The sequence below is a fragment of the Micromonospora sp. NPDC000316 genome, from assembly GCF_042898885.1.
GTDB lineage: Bacteria > Actinomycetota > Actinomycetes > Mycobacteriales > Micromonosporaceae > Micromonospora.
Window position 1 is genome coordinate 1 of the sequence record NZ_JBIAZG010000028.1, and the last position, 19097, is coordinate 19097.

The window sequence follows — 19097 nt, forward strand, 5'->3', positions numbered from 1 at the left end:
GACACGCCGCATCAGCCGCGGCCAACCCGCACGACGTCAAGCCCGTCGCACCTTCACCTGGGTCTAATCAACCCATCTCAAACACGCTCTGAGAGGGCAGGTGTCCCCTGCTCGTGGGGCGTGTCAGCCACCCACGCCACGCACCGCTTCGATGATCGTCTCGGCGACCTCGCTCGGTTGGGACACCGCCATCGCGTGGGACGCGCCGGCGACCTCACGCTGACCCTGCGGTGCCGCCCGCTCGGCCATGAACCGGTGCGCGGCGACCGGGATGTTCATGTCGGCGTCCCCGAACACGAACCAACTGGGCAGCGATCGCCAGGCGGGGTCGCCGGAGAGCCCATCCCCCAGCGCCGTTTCGGTGATCGGCCGCTGGGTTCGGGCCATCAGCGCGGCCAGGTCGGCGGGCACGTCCGCGGCGAACTGCGCGTGGTAGGCGTCCTGGCCGATCGCGACCTCGTTGCCGCCTGTCGACAGCGGAGACTGCACAAGCGTGTCGGCGAGCGTGCTGCCGGGGAACTGCCCGGACAGCGCCAGCGCCGACTCGCCGGTGTCCGGGCAGAGGGCGTTGACGTACACGAGGGCGCGCACCGTCGGATCGCCCGCGGCGGCCTGCGTGATCACCATGCCGCCGTACGAGTGGCCGACGAGGATCACCGGACCGCCGATCCCGCCCATCACGTCCCGCAGGTACGCGGCGTCGGCAGCGACGCTGCGCAGCGGGTTCGCGACGGCGACCACGTCGTACGCGGCACCCAGGCGATCAATCACACCGTTCCAGCTCGCTGACTCGGCGAACGCACCGTGGACGAGGACGACTGTGGGCTGCGGATCGGGCATCGCACGCACTCCTTATTCCGTGGCTGTTCACCCACCGGCGAGGCGGTCCGCATGAATACCCGGCACGCGGACGTGAAACATCCACCTGCCTCTGTGGGGCACCCCATGTCAGCGCGGGCGACACACCGTGGCGGCGTGTCGCCCGGTCAGGGCCTTCCCGGCTGCCGCCCGTCGGGGGGACGCCGGGACGGATCCTGCGGGACCGGGACCACCCGTTGGTCCCGTTCGGTCGACCGCGCCGAGGGCTGGGTCGGCGGCCGTGACGCGTCGCCGGCCTCCGCGACCACACGCTCGGTCTCCTGCACCAGGTAGTGGGGTCGGCGCTTGGTCTCGTAGTAGATCCGCCCGATGTACTCGCCGATCACGCCCAGGATCGTCATCTGGATGCCGCCGAGCCCGATCACGCTGACGATGATTGTGGTGTACCCGGGAACGTCGATGCCCTTTTCGATGGCATCCGCGACCACCCAGGCCATGTAGGCCACCGCGATGAGGGTGAGAAACAGACCCCCGTAGATCGCCAGACGCAGCGGCCGGTTGTTGAACGACAGCAGGCCGTCGAACGCGTAGTTGAAGAGCTTGCTGAGCGTCCACCTGCTCTTGCCCGTCTGCCGGCTCTCGTTGTGATGCGCCACCACCACCGTCCGGAACCCGATCCAGGAGAACATTCCCTTCGAGAACCTGTTGTATTCCGGCATCGCGAGGATCGCGTCCACCGCCAGTCGGGACAGCAGCCGGAAGTCACCGGCGCCGTCCTGGAGGCGCACGTCGATCCACCAGTTGACCACGCGGTAGAAGGACCGGGAGGCGACCATCCGTATGAACCTGTCGCCGCGTCGGTCCCGGCGGGCGATCACCTGGTCGAAGCCCTGCCGGTACAGCGTGACCATCTCGGGCAGCAGCCGTGGCGGGTGCTGCAGGTCGGCGTCCATGATGACTACCGCGTCGCCGGTGGCCCGCTGCAAGCCGGCGAGCATCGCCGCCTCCTTGCCAAAGTTGCGGCTCAGCGACGTGTAGCAGACGACGGGGTCGGCGGCGGCGAGCCGGCGCAGCGCCGCGAGGGTGCCGTCCTCGCTGCCGTCGTCGACGTACACCACCTCGATGTCAACGTCGGTCAGCTCGGCGAGGGCTGCGGTCACGCTCTCGTGCAGCCGCTCGACTGACGCCTCCTCGTTGAAGCAGGGCACCACGATGGACAGGCGCAACGCCGTCACCCCGCCCGGCCCGTGACCGGGCGTCCGTCGACGCCGGCACGCCCTTGCTCAGAGGCGGTAGACAAGCACACCATCAAAATCCTCTCGCGTGATGCCCAGCCCGTCGACGGGCCGGGCCTCGATGCCCTCCCACGGCGTGCCCGCGGCGCGGCTCGGCACTGCGACGACCGACCGCACGCCGATCCCCCGCAGGTACGTCACACTGCCCTGGTCGGGGAACGACGCCACCGCGACCCGGGTCTGCGCCTGGGTGACCGGCTCGAACCCGCCCAGCCCGTTCGTCACCCGTGGGAACCCGTCGGTCGTCCACAACATGTAGTTCAGGTCGCCCACGCCGCCGGCGGGGAGCACCAACATCGGCTCCTGTGCTGCCCGCATCGCCGCAGGTGGCGGTGGCACGGTCGGGTGGGGCGTCCGGTTGACGCCCTCCAGAGTGACAAGGGTCAGCGGCACCAGCAGGACCACCGGCATGACGATCCGCGTCCAGCGGCGCGGCGAGGGCTGGTCAGAGGGCTGGTCAGAGGGCTGGTCAGAGGGCTGGTCAGAGGGCTGGTCAGAGGGCTGGTCCGCCGATCGGCTCGACGGCTCGGCAAGCGCCGTCACCAGGCCCGCGGCCAGCACCGCCAGCAGCAGGCTGATCCAGTGCATCATCCGACCCGGTGTGCGCAACGCATCCCAGCCGGGCAGGTGCATGGACAGGGTCAGGTAGCCGGGATCCCCGTCCCCACCGAGTGTCGCGCCCAGGCCGAGCAGCACCGCGCCGAGGACGCCGAGCCCCAGCGCGACCCGGTGCCAGGGCCGGTACACCGAGACGAACAGCCCCGCCGCCGCCAGCCCGATCAGCGTCATCCCCGGCAGCAGCGCCATCTCCGGTGGCCAGGTCAACTGCTCCCGTGCGGCGGCGTGTGCCTCGCCCCACATCCACGAGTCGGCCGGCGCGGTGACGAACCCGATCAGCGGCGGTGAGAACATCTTCGTCCAGTCAAGCGTCCGCTCGGCTTGCGGGTTGAGGTCGACGACGCGCAGGTAGACCAGACCGAGCAGCAGTGTCACCGCGCCGAACACGGCCCCACCGGCCAGGTCGGCGAGCAGCAGCCGTCGGCCGAACGGCGGGCGTTCCCGCTTGCGCCACCAGGACCAGCCGAAGCAGCCGGCGGCCACCAGCACCGCGGCCAGCAGGAAGTAGACAAGCGGCAGACCGATGCCGAAGCCGAGGGTGATCTGCCAGGCGGCGACAAGCCACCCGGCCAGCGCCCAGCCGGGCCGTCGTCGCTCCGGCCGGTATCCGTGGCGCAGCGACCAGCCGTGACCACGGGCCAGCATCGCCAGGGCCAGCGCGATGCCCCCGCTGGACAGGATGTTGAGGTGCCCGGAGTGCGCCAACCGCCAGGGCGCGTACGCCCACGCGATGCCGGCGACCGCCCCGCCCCACCGGTTCGCCCCGAGCTGTCGGGCCAGCGCGTACGCCCCGAGGAACGCCAGCGCGTGCAGCAACACGTACAGCACGTTGTAGCGGATCACGGCGGCCTCGAAGCCGGAGCCGAGCATCCCGAACGGGGCGTAGCCGAGCAGGGTGTCGCTGTAGGCGTACGTGTATCTCTCGGGGTAGAACGTGTTCGAGTGCCAGAGGCTACCGGGGTCGGTGAGCAGGGCGTGTCCCGACCAGGCGACCTGCCACGCCTGCAACGTCGGGTCGCCGAGGTCGCCGGGGATCGTGCTCGCCGGATGCCGCAGTGTCGGCCAGGTCAGCACCACTGCCAGCAGCAGGCTGCCGAGTATCGCCAGGGTCCATTCGTGGCGGGGCCAACGCCAGCGCCATCGGCCCCGTTCGCCCGGAACCTGGTCGTCTGACGTCTGTTCGGGGCTCGCGCTCTCGATGGTTGGTCGAGCGCCGGTGGACCGGATATTCACAAGATGGATGTTCTCCAATATTTTTGGCGTTGTCCATCGACTGTCCGATTCGTGGATCTACGCGCGGTAACGCCGGGGCCCCGAGGCACGTGCGTGACTGTCGTCGGTGCGGATTCACGATTGTCGCGCATAGGTGCCGCCGGGTCGGGAAGTGCCGGTAGCGAGTACCGAAGCCCACGCCGGCGCGCCGGACCACGTGACTGGGGAGCTGCAATGGAGTACGCCGTTCATCACATACGCCGGCCCAGTCTGACTCGTGATCTGCCGTTCGGCCCGCAGGACCTGCTGTGGGTCACCAACACCGCCACGCTCGTGATGGGTGAGAGCGATGCGGTGCTCGTCGACACCTACGTCACGGTGGAGCAGAATCAGCAGTTGATCGACTGGGTACGGTCGTTCGGCCGCCGGCTGACCCACGTCTACGTCACCCACGGCCACGGCGACCACTTCTTCGGCCTCGGCCAGATAGCGGAGGCGTTCCCAGGTGTGCGGGCTGTCGCCACCGAGGCGACCGCGGCCGCGGCTGAGGTCCAGGCCGCGCCCGACATGGTCAGTTCGTTCTGGGAGCGGCTGTTTCCCGGCCAGCTCCCGGCCCGGCTGACGACTCCGCAGCCGCTGGCCGACGATCACCTCGAACTCGAAGGTCAGAGGCTGGAGATCGTCGAGACCGGCTTCAGCGACACGGCGGGAAGCACTGTGCTCTGGGTGCCCGACCTCCGGTTGATCGTGGGCGGCGACGTCGTCTACAACGACACCCATCCGTACCAGTCCGAGAGCACCGCCGCGACACGCCAGGAGTGGGCCGCGACGCTCGATCGGCTGCGTGAGCGCGACCCCGTGGCCGTGGTGGCCGGGCACAAGAACCCGGCCCAGCCCGACGACCCGCGAATCCTCGCCGACACGGCCGCCTATCTGCGGGAGTTCGCCGAACTCGACGCCGACACCGACACCGCCGAGGAGCTGTACGCCGTGATGCTCGAACGGCATCCCCGGCGGGTCAACCCCGGCTCCCTCTGGGGTGCGGCGCAGCAGGCGAAGCAGGCGTCCTAGAGCTGGATGAGGAGGCACCGGCCACGGGACGACCCCGCGCGGTCGCTGGCCGCGCTCCCCGCCGGCCGGGCGTGCAGTGCCGCTGTCGACCGAGCGCGGCCGGGTGACAGCTACTCGAACACGCTGCTGTAGGCGTTGATGGCCGGCTGGCCGCCGAGGTGGGCGTACAGGACGTTCGAGTCACGGGGGATGTCGCCGTCGCGAACGAGGTCGATCAGCCCGGCCATCGACTTGCCCTCGTACACCGGGTCGATGATCATGCCTTCCAGCCTGCCGGTGAGTCGGATGGCGTCCACCGTGGACTGCACCGGAATGCCGTATAGGTCGCCGGCCCAGCCTTCGAGCACGGTGATCTCGTCGTCGCGCAGCTCACGGCCGAGTCCGATGAGGTCGGCGGTGTTGCGGGCGATCTTCGCGACCTGCGTCCGGGTCGCGTCGATCGTGGCGGACGCGTCGATGCCGAGCACCCGCCGTGGCCGGTCCTGGCCTGCGAACCCGGCGATCATGCCGGCGTGGGTGCTGCCGGTCACGCTGCACACGATGATGGTGTCGAAGAATACGCCGAGTTCCTGCTCCTGTCGCTGCACCTCGTAGGCCCAGTTCGCGAAGCCGAGGCCGCCGAGCGGGTGGTCGGACGCGCCGGCCGGAATGGCGTACGGCGTGCCGCCGGCGGCACGGACGTCGTCGAGCGCCTGGTGCCAGCTCTGCTTGAAGCCGATGCCGAACCCGTCCCGCACGAGGCGTACGTCGGCGCCCATGATCCGCGACAGCAGGATGTTGCCGACCTTGTCGTTCACCGGGTCCGGCCAGTCCACCCAACTCTCCTGCACGAGGACGGCCTTGAGCCCGGCCCGGGCGGCGACAGCGGCCACCTGACGGGTGTGGTTCGACTGGATGCCACCGATGCTGACAAGGGTGTCGGCGCCCTGCTTCAGCGCGTCCGGCAGCAGGTACTCCAGCTTGCGGGTCTTGTTGCCGCCGAAGGCCAGACCGCTGTTGCAGTCCTCCCGCTTCGCCCAGATCCGGGCGCCGCCGAGGTGTTCGCTGAGCCGGTCCAGCGGGTGGATCGGGCTGGGGCCGAACAGCAGCGGGTAACGCTCGAACGCGTCGAGGGGCATGGGCGTTCCTTCCTCAGGGGGGTCGAGCGGGGAGCGGCGCGCGCTACGGGGAGGCCAGATCGGGCCAGGCGGCCTCGACATGCAATATATTGCGTACTGCTCGCGTGGCTGTCAAGGAACTGTCGGCCCTCGACGTGGAGGGACCGCGATCAAAGGAGATCGGGAACAGCGCGCCGGGCGCTACGAGCAGCGGGCGTACCTCAGCGACGCCGAGGGCGACGGACCCGATGCCTCACCGCGCGGGCGCGTCGTCGGACGCCCCGACGTCGAAGAGCGGGTCCAGGCTCAGCCAATTGTCCCGGGCGGCCAACGCGGCCCCCTCGGCATCGCCCGCCTCGCACAGAGCGATGATGCGGTCGTGCAGGGCTACCGAATCGCGCCCGCGCAGCGAGGAGAAGCGAAGCCGTTCGAGTCGGCGCAGAATCGGCGTGAACTGCTCCAGCACCGACCTGATCGCCGCATTGGCAGAGGCCGTGACCGCTATGCCGTGGAATTCGTCGTCCGAGGCGATCGCCGCATCGACATCGCCCGTCCGCAGAGCTGCCGCGAACCGCCTGTTGGCCGCCCGCATGGACTCGATCTCCGCGGCGGACAGATTGGGCACAGCCTGACGTACGGCCAACTCGTGCATCGCCGCGGTGACCGACTGCGCCGCCCGCGCGGCCTGGACGTCAAGCGTCGTGACCATCGTGTAACGGCCGGGTTTGGTCTGGACCAGGCCGGCCTCCTCGAGCCGGGCCAGCGCCTCGCGCACCGGGGTACGGCTCACGCCCAGCCACTGCGCCAGATCCGCATCGTTGAGCCGCTCCCCCGGCGCCAGAGTGCCATCGACGATCGCGTCCCGGATGGTGCGGTACGCGTTGTCCCGCAGCAGGGCACGCGGGATCACACCCTGACGCTCGGGGATCGGCATGCAACATATCCCACACGGCGTCGGACCGGCCGTCAACGAGTGACGCGCCACTGCCGGCGCTCGTCATCCATGCCCGGCTGCCTCGTACGCGACTTCGCCCCCAGGACCAGCGCGGCGGGCACCAGGGCGACGCCGGTCAGGACGATGGAGGCGGCCACGCCTATTTCGCTCGCGACCACGCCGCCGACCAGCACGCCGATGATCACGAAATTGACCATGACGGAGTTGAGCAGGGCGATTCCCCGGCCCCGTAGCTCCTCGGGAAGGTCGCGCAGCAGGATGTTCGCCACCGGCACCTGGACGAGGCTCATGCCCAGCCCGGCAAGCGCGCACCACCCGGCGACCACTGTCACGCCACCGCCCGGCCAGTTGTGGTCGATCGGCCACAGCACCACGAGCGAGACGGCGAACAGGCCGACGGCGCCGGCGAGCAGGCCGATCAGGGAGTACCGCTGCACCAGCACCGGGCCGAAGATCGCGCCGATGATCGCGCCGCCGCCGAGCATCGCCTGGGTGAGGCCGAACTCGAAGGCCGGCAGCTCGAACTCGGTGAGCAGTTGGGTGTTCACGTTTGTGGTGAAGAGCCCGATCGCCAGCATCACCGGGATCATGGCCCAGGCGACCAGGCGGAGCGACCTGATGCTCAGCACACCTGTGACCCCGGTGCGCAGCGACGACCAGTACTGCCCGGGCCCGGCGGCCGTCACCGTAGCCTCCTTGAGCACGGCGATGCTGCCGAGCAGGATCGCGGAGACCGCGAAGGTGAGCGCGTTGACCACGAGGGACAGTCGGACCCCGGTGAGCGCGATCAGCAGGCCGCCGATCAGCGGGCCGATCAGGTTCAAGGTCTGCACCGTGCTCTGGAACAGGGCGATCGCGACCGGGATGCTGTGCCCGCCGACGACCTTCGGGATGGCGGCCATGCGGGCCGTCTCGAAGACCGCCTTGCCCAGGCCCTCCAGGAAGATCAGAACCAGCAGCAGCCACGCCGAGTTCACCGCTGTGATCATCACCAGCACGATCACGACGCGGGCGAGGTCCGCGCCGACAAGCAGCACCCGCGGTGACAGCCGGTCCACAAGCGGGCCGATGAACGCGCCGAGCACGCCGGAGGGAAGCATCTGGGCGACGACGACCGCAGCGATGAAGAGCGCCGGCGCATCGGTCAGGTCGGCCGCCACGAACAGGACCGCGATCCGAGCGATGCCGTCCCCGAGGAACGAGGTCACCACCGCCAGCCAGTAACGGACGTAGATCTTGTCGCGCAGAAGTTCTCTCACGTCTGAGCTTCCTTGTCAATGTTCTGCGGCATCACTCACGACCTGCGCCACCACCCTGACATGGGGCCAGCGCATACCCGAGTAGTGATTGCCCGGGCTCGTACCTCCGGAGGGGACGAAGGTTCGCCAGTCGCATCCGCAGGGCGATGCAGCGGGCGCGCTGCTGAACGGCAGGTGGGCAACCTCCTTGCGCCGGTGCCTCGTCGTGGGCCATAGTCGTGCCATGATCTCTTACCGGAAGGGCGGCGACGCCCCGGCGCTATGAGCGCCCCCGCGCGGCGCAACGACGCCGCGACACCTCCACAGGCCGTTCGCAGCGGCAGCCCTCACGACCTGTGGCAGCAGACCGTTCAGATCCGCCAGGAATGGCTCGACCACGCACTGTCCACGCAGCCGGCAGACAGGTCGACCGCCGAGCGTTGCCTGACCGCCATCTACGCCAGGGCGTCGCGGCCCCGACCTCGGTTCGAATGGGTCGACTCGCCGGACAAGGCGCTCCCCCTGATCACCGGCTGGCCCACCCTCGACCAACTCTACGAGCGCATCCGGGACCCTCGGCCGCAGGGAACGCCGCCGCTGGCGAGCGGCATTGCCATGATCGCCTCTCAGTTGCGCGGAGCACTGAGTGCGGGCGTCACCCACACCGATCCCGAGTTGTCACCGGTGCGCGCGAGCAAGACCAAGGAACCGTGGCCCGAACTGGCGCCGCTACACGCGCTCGACAGGGGCGTTCCGCTCGCTGTCGTGCTGCACCAGGGTGTACGCACGGCCATGCACAGGAGTCTCGCGCAGGGGTACTACCTACCCGTGCGTGCGGCCCTCGCGGGCGTTGCTCCGGTGCCGGTGGGCTGGTACGGGCAGCAGGACGCGTCCTGGATCGCCTACTACGACGTACTGCATCGGCTCGGCCTTGCCAGGTATGGGCCGGACGAGGCCGAACATCTCGACGCCTGGGCCGGCCTGGCCCGCTCCTGCGGCTGGTGGTGGCCCGGCGAGGATGTCTGCGTCGTGGTGGACCGGCCGCAGGCGATACGAACCGAGCCGGTCTCCGCACCAGCGCACGACCAGTTCCGGCTGCAAGCTCGGGGCCTGCGCTACCGCGACGGCTGGCAACCACTCCTGACCAGGTGATCTGAACCGAGAGCCGGCCGGGACGGGCGTGTGCCCGTCCCGGCCGGCCCGCCGGAGATCTTCGCGCGTCAGCTCGGAACGTTGGCAGACATACAAGCGCGGTACGCGGCGACCCGAATACCCTGCCGACGCGGAACTGCGTCGCCGCGGGTAACAGGGGCGCACAACCTGGAGTTGGCGGCGGAGGCCTGGCGCAGTCTGGCCGAGACGCTGTCGGCCCCGGCCAGGCTGCGGGGAATGAGCGCGCGACCACCGGGGAACAGCGGAAAGGACGGGGAGATCATGGGAGAGATGCAGATCAGGCCGATGCGTGTCGAGGACGTGCCAGCCGCCGAGCGCGCCTCGGCGGTGACCTTCTTCGAAGGCGACCGGCTCAGCCGCCGTGTGAGCGAACCGGAGGTCCAGCCCCGGTCCGCCGCGGTGGGCAAGCAGTGGATTGATCGGATGTCGTACCTCGTGGAGACCGATCCGGGCGGCTGTTGGGCGGCCATGGATGGTGACGACATGGTCGGCTTCGCGATCTCGCAGAACCGGGAACAGGTGTGGTTCCTGGCCACGTACGGCGTGCTGCCCCAGCACCAGGGGCGCGGGCTGGGCCGACAGTTGATAGACGCCGTCCTCGCCCACGCCGATGGGCGGCCGGGACTCTTCTCGTCGACAGTGCACCCGGGGGCCACCCGCCGCTACCGGATGGCGGGCTTCCTGCTCTATCCGCAGATGCGGATGGTGGGCACCGTGGACCGGTCCACGCTGCCGGTGGTCTCCGGGCTGAGCGAGGGCGACGAGAGCGACATCGAGTGGATGGATCGGCTGGACGAGAGCCGGCGCGGCGCCGGGCACGGCCCTGACCACGAATACATGATCCGCAGGATGCGTCTGGTGGTGTCCCGGCAGCCGGGCCGGCACGGGTACGTGTTCATCGACGAGGACCTCGGGCAGGCAAAGCTGCTGGCAGCCCAGGACCCGCAAACGGCGTCCTCGCTGCTGTGGGAGGCGCTGGCCTCGTCGCGCGGGCCGACCCTGATCAACTGCATCACCACCGGCAACCACTGGGCGATCGACGTGGGGCTCGCCGCCCGGCTGGACATCGGCCAGGAGGGCTACCTGGCGCTGCGGGGCCTTGCGGAACCGACGCCCTACCTGGCCAGCGGCCACTTCCTCTAGTGCTCAAACGTCACTTGGCTTCGGCGTTGGGCGTGGCGTGGGCATGAAGACGGCCACCACGTCTAGGGCTCGAGCGTGGCGGGCATGCTGAAGGCGGCGACGTGACGGGCACCGATGAAGGCGTTGCTCTCTACGATCTTTCCGTTCTCGATCCGGAGTACGTCGACGACCAACGCCTCGTAGTGCGGGCTGCCGGGCCGGCGGAGATAGTTGATCAGTGCCGGGCGCCCGTTGGCCGAGGTGGGGAACGTACGCCAGTCGAGCGGTCGGCCGAGGAACTCCGCGGCCGCGTCGATCCCGACGACCGGCGGGTCGGGCGGCATCGTGATCCGTACGTCCTCGGCGAGCAGTGCCCGGATCGTCTCCGGGTCCTTCGCGTTGGCGTAGCGGCGCAGGATCTCTTCGTCCTCATTGGTGAGCTGCGGGCGGCGCCAGTCCTTCGGGTCCGACGGAGCGCGCCGCCGGAGGGTGTGGCGGGCCCGCTGGAGGAGGCTGTTGACGGCCGCTACAGCGGTGTCGAGTGCGGCGGCGATCTCCTGCGGCGTCCAGCCGTAGACGTCGCGCAGCACGAAGGCCGCCCGCTGCCGCGGCGGCAGGTACATGAGCGCTGCGATCACGGCCAGCTCGACGGTCTCCCGGGCGGCGAGACCGGTCTGCGGATCGTCGGCCAGCAGGGCGTCGGGATAGGGACCGAGCTCGGTGGACCACTCCAGCGGGTCACCGTACGGTACCGTCCGGTTACCGGCCGCCTTGCGGCTGTCGAGGAAGACGTTCGTGGCGATCCGGTAGAACCAGGTGCGCGCCGACGCCCGACCCTCGAAGCGGTCGCGAGCCCGCCAGGCACGCAGGAAGGTCTCCTGCACCAGGTCGTCCGCGTCGGCGACGTTCCCGGCGAGGCGGTAGCAGTGGACGTGTAGCTCACGCCGGTGCTCGTCGAAGGCGCGCTGCAGCCAGACCGCCTGCTCATCAGGCGAGTCGGACATGTGATTTCTCCAGGGCTGAGTGGTTCTCACAACCGTACTGACGACCGCGGACCCATCCGTCATCGGTCACCGATGACGATCGCCGACTCGGTCGTCTGTACCTGTGACCGATCCCCACTCCGCGAAGGAGATAGCCATGACGGCAACCCCCGCGTCCAGCGCCGCCGCGCCCCCGGTCGTCGACCGGGAGACCTGGCTGCGCGAGCGCGACGAACTGCTGGTCCGGGAGAAGGCCCATACCCGCGAAGGAGACGCGATCGCAGCCGCTCGTCGTCAGCTGCCGATGGCCCTGATGCCGACGGTGACGGTGCGGGGCCCTGGCGGGGACACCCCGCTGGTGGAGGTGTTCGAGGGCCGCCGGATGCTCATCGCCTACTTCCACATGTGGCACGACGGCAACCCGTACGAGCATCAGTGTGAGGGGTGCACCTTCTCGACCTGTCACATGCAGATGCTGGACTACCTGCACGCTCGGGACGTCACCTACGCCGTGTTCTGCCAGGGTCCCTACGAGGAAAGTGCCCCGTTCGCGGAGTTCATGGGCTATAGGTTCCCCTGGTATTCGGCGAAAGACTCCGACCCGGCTCTGGCCGACGGTCGTGACTTCGGGTTCATCGCGTGCTACCTGCGCGACGGCGACAAGGTCTACGAGACCTACTGGACCACCGGGCGGGGCGTGGAGGCGTTGATGACCACCTACCACGCCCTGGACCTCACGGTGTACGGCCGGCAGGAGAACTGGGAAAACTCGCCTGAAGGCTGGCCGCGGGTCACCGGGCACCCGTGGCGTCTCAACGGCCGGCCCACCGCGCAATGGTCACGCCCCAGCGTCGCACCGCGATGACGTCCTGATCGAGCCGAGCAAGCCAGTCGGCAGGTCAGATGACGTTGGGGTACTCACACCACCCCTGCGCCAGCCGGCAGCAGGTAACCACCGCTCCATCAAAACGGGGGAAACTCACCTTCATTCAGAACCTACGACGTGGCCCCTACGAACTCGCCGTCGATGCCCCGCCGGCAACGCGGTTGTCGACGGCGGTTGCTGAGCTCGCTCAGGCGATCTGACCTGGCCCCCACAGGGGTACAACGCGTTCATCGATCCGGCAACGCAACAGGACCCCTCACAACGTCGAACCGAATGAACTCGCGCGCCTCCCGGCACGTCGTACGCATCATGAACGATTCGATCTGGCGGCGGGAATCCTCGGCGCCCCTGGTGATCCGCACTGACTTCGCTCACGACGACGAGTGGACGCGGTTGATGGCGGCCGTCGTCGAGCCGCAGACCGAAGACGAGTTCGAGGCCGACGTCGAGTTTGTCGACGACAAGGCGTTCGAAGGAGTTGCCGCCGCGCAACTACTGCAGCTCGTGCCGGCGGACTCGCGTGAGAGTTTTGCGTTCCTCGCGGACACGCAGACGTTCGCCCATCCCGACCGACCGATCCTCGTGGTGAATCTCTACGACTGGGAGGAGGGCATCGAGGAGCAGGGCAGAGGGCCCAGATACGGCACCACCTTCCGGGTCATCCCATCCGAGATGTACTCCGTTGAGAACAACCTCTCGCTGGCGAACATGGATTGGGAGGAGTTCGCGGACGCCGTCGACGACGACGGGATCTTCCGCGGCTTCCCGGAGTAGCGGGAGACGAGGCTCCGGCGTCGATGATCTGCGTCTGATGCCGGCTCATCCGCCCCGGCTGCCGGATCATTGACAGGCCCAGGCAAGGCTTCGTGACGGGCCCGTAGCCCCGCATATGGTCCGCCAGCCCGTCGTGTCGACCCGTGCGGGTCCCACGCGTCTTCGCCGAGGACACCTGAGTACGCCGACTCATGCCCGGCCACGTTGAGCCGTCCACGCTGGACCGCGTGAAGGCTGAGGTGAGTGGCACAGGGCGACGGGGTGGCTCGATCGTGGGGCTCCTGGTCCTGGTCTGGGTCTGTGGACTTGTCACGGCGGCCGTGCGGGTGGTGGGCATCGGCCTGGAACAGTGGAGCGTCAGCTACGGCGACCAGCCCGACGCGTTCGAGGACCTCAGACGTCGGGTGAGCGTGGCCCTGCTGGTCGCCGCGATGGTGGCGACGGCCGGGCCGGCCGTCATCGCGCTCGTCGCGTACCGGTTGCGACTGGTACGCACCGCGGTTGTCTTCCTGGTGCTGACCGTCGTGATCGCCGTCCCCGCCGTGCCGTTCGCCGTGATCACCGGCCAGGACCTCGATCCGGGGCCGACACTGACCACGCCCGGCCCGCCGGGGCACTGCGTGGAACTCAGTGGCGGGGACACCCGCTGCCCCGGCGGCTGACGGGCCGGTTCCGTCGGACCGTCATGCCATGATGCCGCTCACCCCAAGGCAAGGAGCACCACGCAATGGCCACGGTGACGGTTCGGGATGAGACAGCGACGGGCAGGGCGATAGATCAGTGGCCGTTGACCGGGCTGCCGGAGCGCATCTCTGCGCGGGAGCTGGTTCGGTTGCGCGTACGCGAGGAGGTGGCGCGGTTCAACGCCGACCAGGCCGAGGTCTTCCGGGGTCTGGTGCGACCGACCGATGCGGAGGCGACGTTTAACGGCTATCGGGTCGGTCGGGGCCGGCGGCTTGACTGGGAGCGTCAGGCGGATGCGGCGTGCGCCGCCTTCGCCCGTAACGGTTTCGTGCTGCTGGTGGGTGACCGCCAGGTCGAGGATCTGGACGAGGAGATCGACCTGCTCGCGGATCCCGAGGTGGCCTTTGTGCGGCTCGTCCCGCTTGTGGGTGGCTGACGTGGGTGACTGGACGTCGTTGCTTCCCGCCCTGACCGCGTCGGAACGTCGGGAGGTGGAGGCCGGCCTGGTGGAGGCCGATGCCCGGGTTCGGCCTCTGCTCCAAAGATCGGCTACCGATTACTGGGCAGCGCAGGTCACCAACACGCCGGAGTGGGCCGTCACCGAGTCGTGGCCGGCCGAGCTTCGCCGCCGCGCCGCGCTGGCCATGCACCTGGAGACGGCGACCAGTTCGACACCGAGCGCGCTGAACTACGTCGTGCGGAGTCTCGCCGACGGCGTGCAGGCCTGGACCCGGGCGGATCTGGTGTGGTGCCTGGATGTCGCCGGACGGGGATGGGGTTACCAGAACGCCGCCGATCTGGAGTTGCCGGCGTTGATCGCCGGGCGCCTGTCCCCTGCGGACCTGGCCGACCTGGTGCCCGCGCTGTCGGCCCTGTTCGACGAGCTCGCCACTGACCACTTCGTCTCGGCCGGCCCTCGGCTGCGCGTCGTCACGCTGCTCGGGGAGGCGCTCGACCGCGCCACCGGTCGCCGCGTGCCGTCCCGGTTGCTGCACAACGGAGACGAGTTCGGTCCCCTCGTCCGCGCCAACCTGTGTGACATCCTCGCCGCGCCGGGCGTACCCGAGCTGCTTGTGCACTGCGCCTCGCTCGACAAGCCGGTGGCGCCGGCGGGATGGCTGCGCGGTCTCGACGGGCACCTCACGACCGCGACCGAAGGAAAGAAGGCGGTCCGCCGGGTCCTGGAGGCGTTCGCCGCCCACCGGCACTCCGTGCACGACGACTCGGACCGCCTCCTGCGGGGCCTGGTGTGGGCGCTGTCGCGCGAGCCGGACGACGACGCGACGGAACTGCTGGCGCAGGTCACCGCCACCGCTGCGGCCGCTCCCCGGCACGCCTCCGGCTACCCCCACGCCCAACGCACCGCGATCGCCGCCGTGCAACTGCTGGCAGGGCGCGACGGTGAGGTGCCGGTGCGGACCCTGGCGCGGCTCGCGGTGACCGTGAAGAACAAAGCAGTACGCAGTCGGGTGCACAGCGCGCTGGCCCGCCTCGGCGCCCTGCGGGGGTGGTCGCTCAGCGAGGTGATGGAACTCGCCATCGACGATCACGGGCTCGACGCCGCCGGGAGCCGGCGGACCCAGATCGGCCCGTATGAGGCGACAGTGCGGGTCGTGGGCGAGAAGGCGCGTCTGACCTTCGCTCGCGGTGACGTCGGGCTCAAGGGCGTCCCGGCCGCGGTCAAGGAGACCCACGCCGACGAGCTGAGGCAGCTGCGCGAGCTGGTGAAGGGCATCAACGCGACAGTGGCCGCCGAGCGCCAGCGGGTGGAGTCGCTGCTGTCCGAGGAGCGCACCTGGGCGTACGCCGACTGGGTGTCCCGCTTCCTGGACCACCCGATCACCGGGACGTACGGGCGACGGCTGCTCTGGGAAACCAGCACCGAGGGGCGCTACTGGTCGGCGGGCCTGCCCCGCGAGGACGGCGACGGATGGGCGATCGCCGGTCTCGACGGGCGGCCCGCCCGCGGTGACCGGGTCCGGCTGTGGCACCCCCTCCGCGCCGGGGTGGCCGACACCCTCGCCTGGCGTGAGCGGGTGCACGCTACCGGCCTGACACAGCCGTTCAAGCAGGCGTTCCGTGAGGTCTACCTGCTCACGCCGGCCGAGGAACAGACCAGTTCCTACTCCAACCGGTTCGCCGCGCACATTCTGCGCTACCGCCAGGCGAACGCGCTCATGCGCACCCGCGGCTGGCAGGCCAGCTACCTCGGCACGTGGGACGGCGGATACGACAGCGAAGCCACGAAGCTCTTCGGCGGTGGTGCGTGGCGGGCGTCCTTCCACCACCAACTGGTCGACACGGACAACCTGGGCGACGACGACGTCCAGTACTGCTCCACGGACCAGGTGCGCTTCGCCCGATCCGACGGCGCGACCTGGCAACCCGCACCGGTCACGGACGTACCGCCGCTGGTGTTCACCGAGGCGATGCGCGACGTGGACCTGTTCGTCGGCGTCACCTCGATCGCGACCGACCCGCAGTGGGCCGACCGCGGCGAGGACCGGTTCCGGGACTACTGGCACACCACGGTGGTCGGGGAGCTGACCCCGTCGGCGCAGGTACGCCGGGACGCCCTGGCCCGGCTGCTCCCCCGTATGGCCATCGCCGACCGGGTCACCCTCGCGGACCGATACCTGCACGTACGCGGGAACCTGCGCGGCTACCGAATCCACCTCGGCTCGGGCAACATCATGATGGAGCCCAACGACGCCTACCTCTGCATCGTCCCCGCACCTGGCGGCACCGGGCGGCTGCACCTGCCGTTCGAGGACGACCCCATGCTGTCGACGATCCTGTCGAAGGCGATCATGCTCGCCGCCGACGACACGATCACCGACCCCACTGTGGTGCGGCAGCTCGCCTCATGACCGACTGCTACTAGTCCCTTGTGCTCGCTGCGGTACGGCTCGGTCCTGCCAGCGGTAGAGGTCGCGCAGCAGGGAAATCTCGGCACCGTGATGGATCAGCTCCCTGTTGACGTGCAGAACGATGCCCTCCATGGGAAACCGCTCGGGACCCACCGCGGGCGGATTCTCCAGGTCAGCGTCCGACAGCTCGCGGACCCCCGCGTTCCATCTCCCATACATCTCATCGAGCTGACTCAGCGCCTCGTCAGCCGTCCCGGCGTAGGCGAATGTCTGGGAGTCGACCTCCTGGCCGCCGAAGTGCCATCCGACCCGATAGCCCAGGCACGAGACGATGATGTGCGCCAGCCGCCAGGCGATCGTGGTCACCGGCGCCGGCACCGGGGCGGGGGACGCAAAGTCCATCGCCCATTGCCCCGAACCTGCCGACACCGGTGCGGCCGACGTGCCACGTGGGCGGACGCTCCAACAGCCACGCACCGGCTCCCAGAAGTACTCCTCATCGGCAAGACCGTGCAGCCGCGGCCGCAGATTCTTGTGCCAGTGCCGGTCCAGCTGGTCCGCGAGTCGCTCGCTTCTTGCCATTTCCGCACGCTACATGATGGAGGCCTGGCATGATCAAGACTGCGGACTCCCGCCCGAGATCAGCCGGGCATCCCGAGCGAGCGCCACGCCAGAGCATCCGGCCTGACTTCCCACCACACGCGGGTCAGTCGGGGCGACGCTCGCCGCCCGCGTCGTTCAGGCCGTCGACGAGCATCTCCGCCTCGCCTGCCGAGATGGTCATCATGGTGCTGAGCAGCTCGACCGCCTGCTCGCGCTGCCCGGCTTCCACGAGTGCCGCGATCCGGAGCCAGGCGAACGCGTCGGCAATCGCGTCGTCCTTCCCGCCGGGCGCCGACGGCCACCCGTCCGGCGGAGCAGTGGCGTCCTGAGCCGACAGGTCCCCCGCCGCGGCATCGGGAAATCCCACGTCGAGTGACGCCGTACCCGCAGCAGCGGTCAGCGCGTCAGCATTGGCCTCATCAGGGGCGGGAATACGGGACGTGGCTTCGTTGCCACTTTCCCACCGAGACGTGGAGGAGTTGCTGGGCGAACACGGCGTCGAGGTGGATCACGTCACGGCCTACCGGCGGGTGCAGCGACGAGACCTACGTGAAGGGCCAAGGGCATCTGGCGGTACGTCTACCGAGCCGTCGACCAGCACGGCCAGATCAACGACGTCCTCGCCTCGACGCGGCGGCACGCCGCCACAGCCCGGCGATTCTTCCACGGAGCGCTGACCACGCCGAAGGTCAAGCCCAGTCAAGTCGTCACCGACGCCGCACCCACCGATGCGCGGGCTACGTTGCAACCGCTCCCGTCCAGACGATCGTCACGGGGCACGCCGTCGTCCAGACCTCCCACGCGGTCGCGATCGAGGAAGTTCCCCGGCCGGGTTCGACGACTCACCGGAACTCGGCCGAGCCTTGGCGCAGTTTCGGAATCTGAAGGTCGATCGTTGCGGTCAGATGTCCCACTCCCTCTGCCAGTAACTGTTACGGGAGTCGACCCGCTCGTCGCTGCGCTGCCTACAACCCCCGCCGCAGACCGCGTCGGCCTCGGCGGACCATCACCGCCCGCGCGAACGTCCTGATCATCGCAGCAACAGATCCGTCGGCGCCCGCGATCTGCTCGCGCAGCAGGTCAGCAGGGGGTTCCCACTCTCAGATGTGGTCATCCCGCATCACACTCCTTTACTCGGACTTTGCCGTCTGAAGTACCGCGCGGTGGCCGTCTCTTATCTACGCAACAAGCCCATCACGGGCAAGTCGTACATCAGTTCTGTGGACACAACCTGTGGCCCATTGCATAACAGTTAACTAAGTCGATATAGACGCCACTCAAACCGCTGCTGGTGGACCGGTTTTGCCCCCTTGACGAGGGACTTCTGTCGCAGTCTAATTTGGTGACCATATAGGGAGGCCCACTCGTGGGAGCGTTCCAGTTCGCCGTTCTGACGTGGCAGCGGCTCCTTCTGATCGCGGCTACCGCCGCGAAGGTGCACGCACCGCGTCGGTTAGCAATGGCCGTTGCCAATTACCCGCCTACGCTGTCTGCGTCGCTACTGGCATTGAGCGTTGCCGGCGTCGAAGCAACCCTCGGCACCGGCCCCAATAGCGGTTGGCACCCGACATTAATGCTGCGGCTCGCACCGCAGTCGGATGCCGGAACAAAGTCGTCGACATCCGCAGCCTGGTAGAAGCGTCAGAGCGGCGCATTACTTGTGTCGACCAGCCTGAGTAGGCCGCGGCGCTGGGACG

The 19097-nt window shown here is 69.1% G+C and carries 18 protein-coding genes; 9 read left to right on the forward strand and 9 right to left on the reverse strand.

Translation table 11 applies throughout. The features are described 5' to 3' along the window. Positions 1-123 precede the first annotated feature (123 nt). The 3 genes from ACFY2Q_RS28655 to ACFY2Q_RS28665 form a co-directional block, all read right to left on the reverse strand. Positions 124-840, reverse strand: a complete 717-nt coding sequence (locus ACFY2Q_RS28655) for an alpha/beta fold hydrolase (protein ID WP_387135634.1) — start codon at positions 838-840, stop codon at positions 124-126. A gap of 146 nt (positions 841-986) precedes the next feature. Further along, positions 987-2054: a glycosyltransferase family 2 protein gene (locus tag ACFY2Q_RS28660; RefSeq protein ID WP_387135636.1), complete on the reverse strand. Its 1068-nt coding sequence runs from the start codon at positions 2052-2054 to the stop codon at positions 987-989. A 48-nt stretch (positions 2055-2102) separates the two neighbouring features. After that, the gene (locus ACFY2Q_RS28665; RefSeq protein WP_387135676.1) at positions 2103-3932 is read right to left on the reverse strand and encodes a PT domain-containing protein; all 1830 of its coding nucleotides are present in this window, start codon (positions 3930-3932) and stop codon (positions 2103-2105) included. A gap of 246 nt (positions 3933-4178) precedes the next feature. Between ACFY2Q_RS28665 and ACFY2Q_RS28670 the strand changes: the two genes are divergently transcribed. Next, positions 4179-5015 (forward strand): MBL fold metallo-hydrolase, encoded by an 837-nt coding sequence (locus ACFY2Q_RS28670; RefSeq protein ID WP_387135638.1) that lies wholly within the window; start codon positions 4179-4181, stop codon positions 5013-5015. Between the two features lie 110 nt (positions 5016-5125). Here ACFY2Q_RS28670 and ACFY2Q_RS28675 read toward each other — a convergent pair whose 3' ends face one another. From ACFY2Q_RS28675 to ACFY2Q_RS28685, 3 genes are all read right to left on the reverse strand, one after another. Beyond that, positions 5126-6133 carry a 1-aminocyclopropane-1-carboxylate deaminase gene (locus tag ACFY2Q_RS28675; protein WP_387135640.1) on the reverse strand — a complete coding sequence of 336 codons (1008 nt, stop codon included), beginning with the start codon at positions 6131-6133 and terminating at the stop codon, positions 5126-5128. 232 nt (positions 6134-6365) lie between these two features. After that, complete coding sequence (locus ACFY2Q_RS28680) at positions 6366-7046, reverse strand: GntR family transcriptional regulator (protein ID WP_387135642.1); 681 nt, start codon at positions 7044-7046, stop codon at positions 6366-6368. Positions 7047-7078: 32 nt separating this feature from the next. Beyond that, entirely contained in the window at positions 7079-8326 is a 1248-nt protein-coding gene (locus ACFY2Q_RS28685) for an MFS transporter (RefSeq protein ID WP_387135644.1), read from the reverse strand. Between the two features lie 261 nt (positions 8327-8587). Here ACFY2Q_RS28685 and ACFY2Q_RS28690 point away from each other — a divergent pair, with 261 nt between their 5' ends. Both ACFY2Q_RS28690 and ACFY2Q_RS28695 read left to right on the forward strand, forming a co-directional pair. Continuing rightward, positions 8588-9457 (forward strand): DUF6745 domain-containing protein, encoded by an 870-nt coding sequence (locus tag ACFY2Q_RS28690; RefSeq protein WP_387135646.1) that lies wholly within the window; start codon positions 8588-8590, stop codon positions 9455-9457. A 237-nt stretch (positions 9458-9694) separates the two neighbouring features. Continuing rightward, entirely contained in the window at positions 9695-10621 is a 927-nt protein-coding gene (locus tag ACFY2Q_RS28695) for a GNAT family N-acetyltransferase (RefSeq protein WP_387135648.1), read from the forward strand. 62 nt (positions 10622-10683) lie between these two features. Here the strand turns inward: ACFY2Q_RS28695 and ACFY2Q_RS28700 are convergent, their stop codons facing one another. Beyond that, positions 10684-11604 (reverse strand): RNA polymerase subunit sigma-70, encoded by a 921-nt coding sequence (locus tag ACFY2Q_RS28700; protein ID WP_387135650.1) that lies wholly within the window; start codon positions 11602-11604, stop codon positions 10684-10686. Between the two features lie 136 nt (positions 11605-11740). On the opposite strand from ACFY2Q_RS28700, the gene ACFY2Q_RS28705 reads away from it, so the two are divergent. From ACFY2Q_RS28705 to ACFY2Q_RS28725, 5 genes are all read left to right on the forward strand, one after another. Next, a complete protein-coding gene (locus ACFY2Q_RS28705) occupies positions 11741-12448 on the forward strand; it encodes a DUF899 family protein (protein ID WP_387135652.1) in 708 nt (235 codons plus the stop codon). 330 nt (positions 12449-12778) lie between these two features. Beyond that, positions 12779-13243, forward strand: a complete 465-nt coding sequence (locus ACFY2Q_RS28710; protein ID WP_387135654.1) for a DUF6924 domain-containing protein — start codon at positions 12779-12781, stop codon at positions 13241-13243. Positions 13244-13515: 272 nt separating this feature from the next. Beyond that, positions 13516-13905: a hypothetical protein gene (locus ACFY2Q_RS28715; protein ID WP_387135656.1), complete on the forward strand. Its 390-nt coding sequence runs from the start codon at positions 13516-13518 to the stop codon at positions 13903-13905. Positions 13906-13970: 65 nt separating this feature from the next. Beyond that, positions 13971-14363, forward strand: coding sequence for a hypothetical protein (locus tag ACFY2Q_RS28720; RefSeq protein WP_387135658.1), 393 nt, complete (start codon positions 13971-13973; stop codon positions 14361-14363). Between the two features lies 1 nt (position 14364). Then, the gene (locus ACFY2Q_RS28725) at positions 14365-16797 is read left to right on the forward strand and encodes a DUF4132 domain-containing protein (protein WP_387135660.1); all 2433 of its coding nucleotides are present in this window, start codon (positions 14365-14367) and stop codon (positions 16795-16797) included. Here the strand turns inward: ACFY2Q_RS28725 and ACFY2Q_RS28730 are convergent. Both ACFY2Q_RS28730 and ACFY2Q_RS28735 read right to left on the reverse strand, forming a co-directional pair. Then, positions 16792-17379, reverse strand: a complete 588-nt coding sequence (locus ACFY2Q_RS28730; RefSeq protein ID WP_387135662.1) for a DinB family protein — start codon at positions 17377-17379, stop codon at positions 16792-16794. The genes ACFY2Q_RS28725 and ACFY2Q_RS28730 overlap by 6 nt on opposite strands. A 124-nt stretch (positions 17380-17503) precedes the next feature. Beyond that, positions 17504-17767 carry a hypothetical protein gene (locus ACFY2Q_RS28735; protein WP_387135664.1) on the reverse strand — a complete coding sequence of 88 codons (264 nt, stop codon included), beginning with the start codon at positions 17765-17767 and terminating at the stop codon, positions 17504-17506. A gap of 198 nt (positions 17768-17965) precedes the next feature. Here ACFY2Q_RS28735 and ACFY2Q_RS28740 point away from each other — a divergent pair, with 198 nt between their 5' ends. Continuing rightward, complete coding sequence (locus ACFY2Q_RS28740; RefSeq protein ID WP_387135678.1) at positions 17966-18430, forward strand: DDE-type integrase/transposase/recombinase; 465 nt, start codon at positions 17966-17968, stop codon at positions 18428-18430. The last annotated feature ends 667 nt before the right edge of the window (positions 18431-19097 follow it).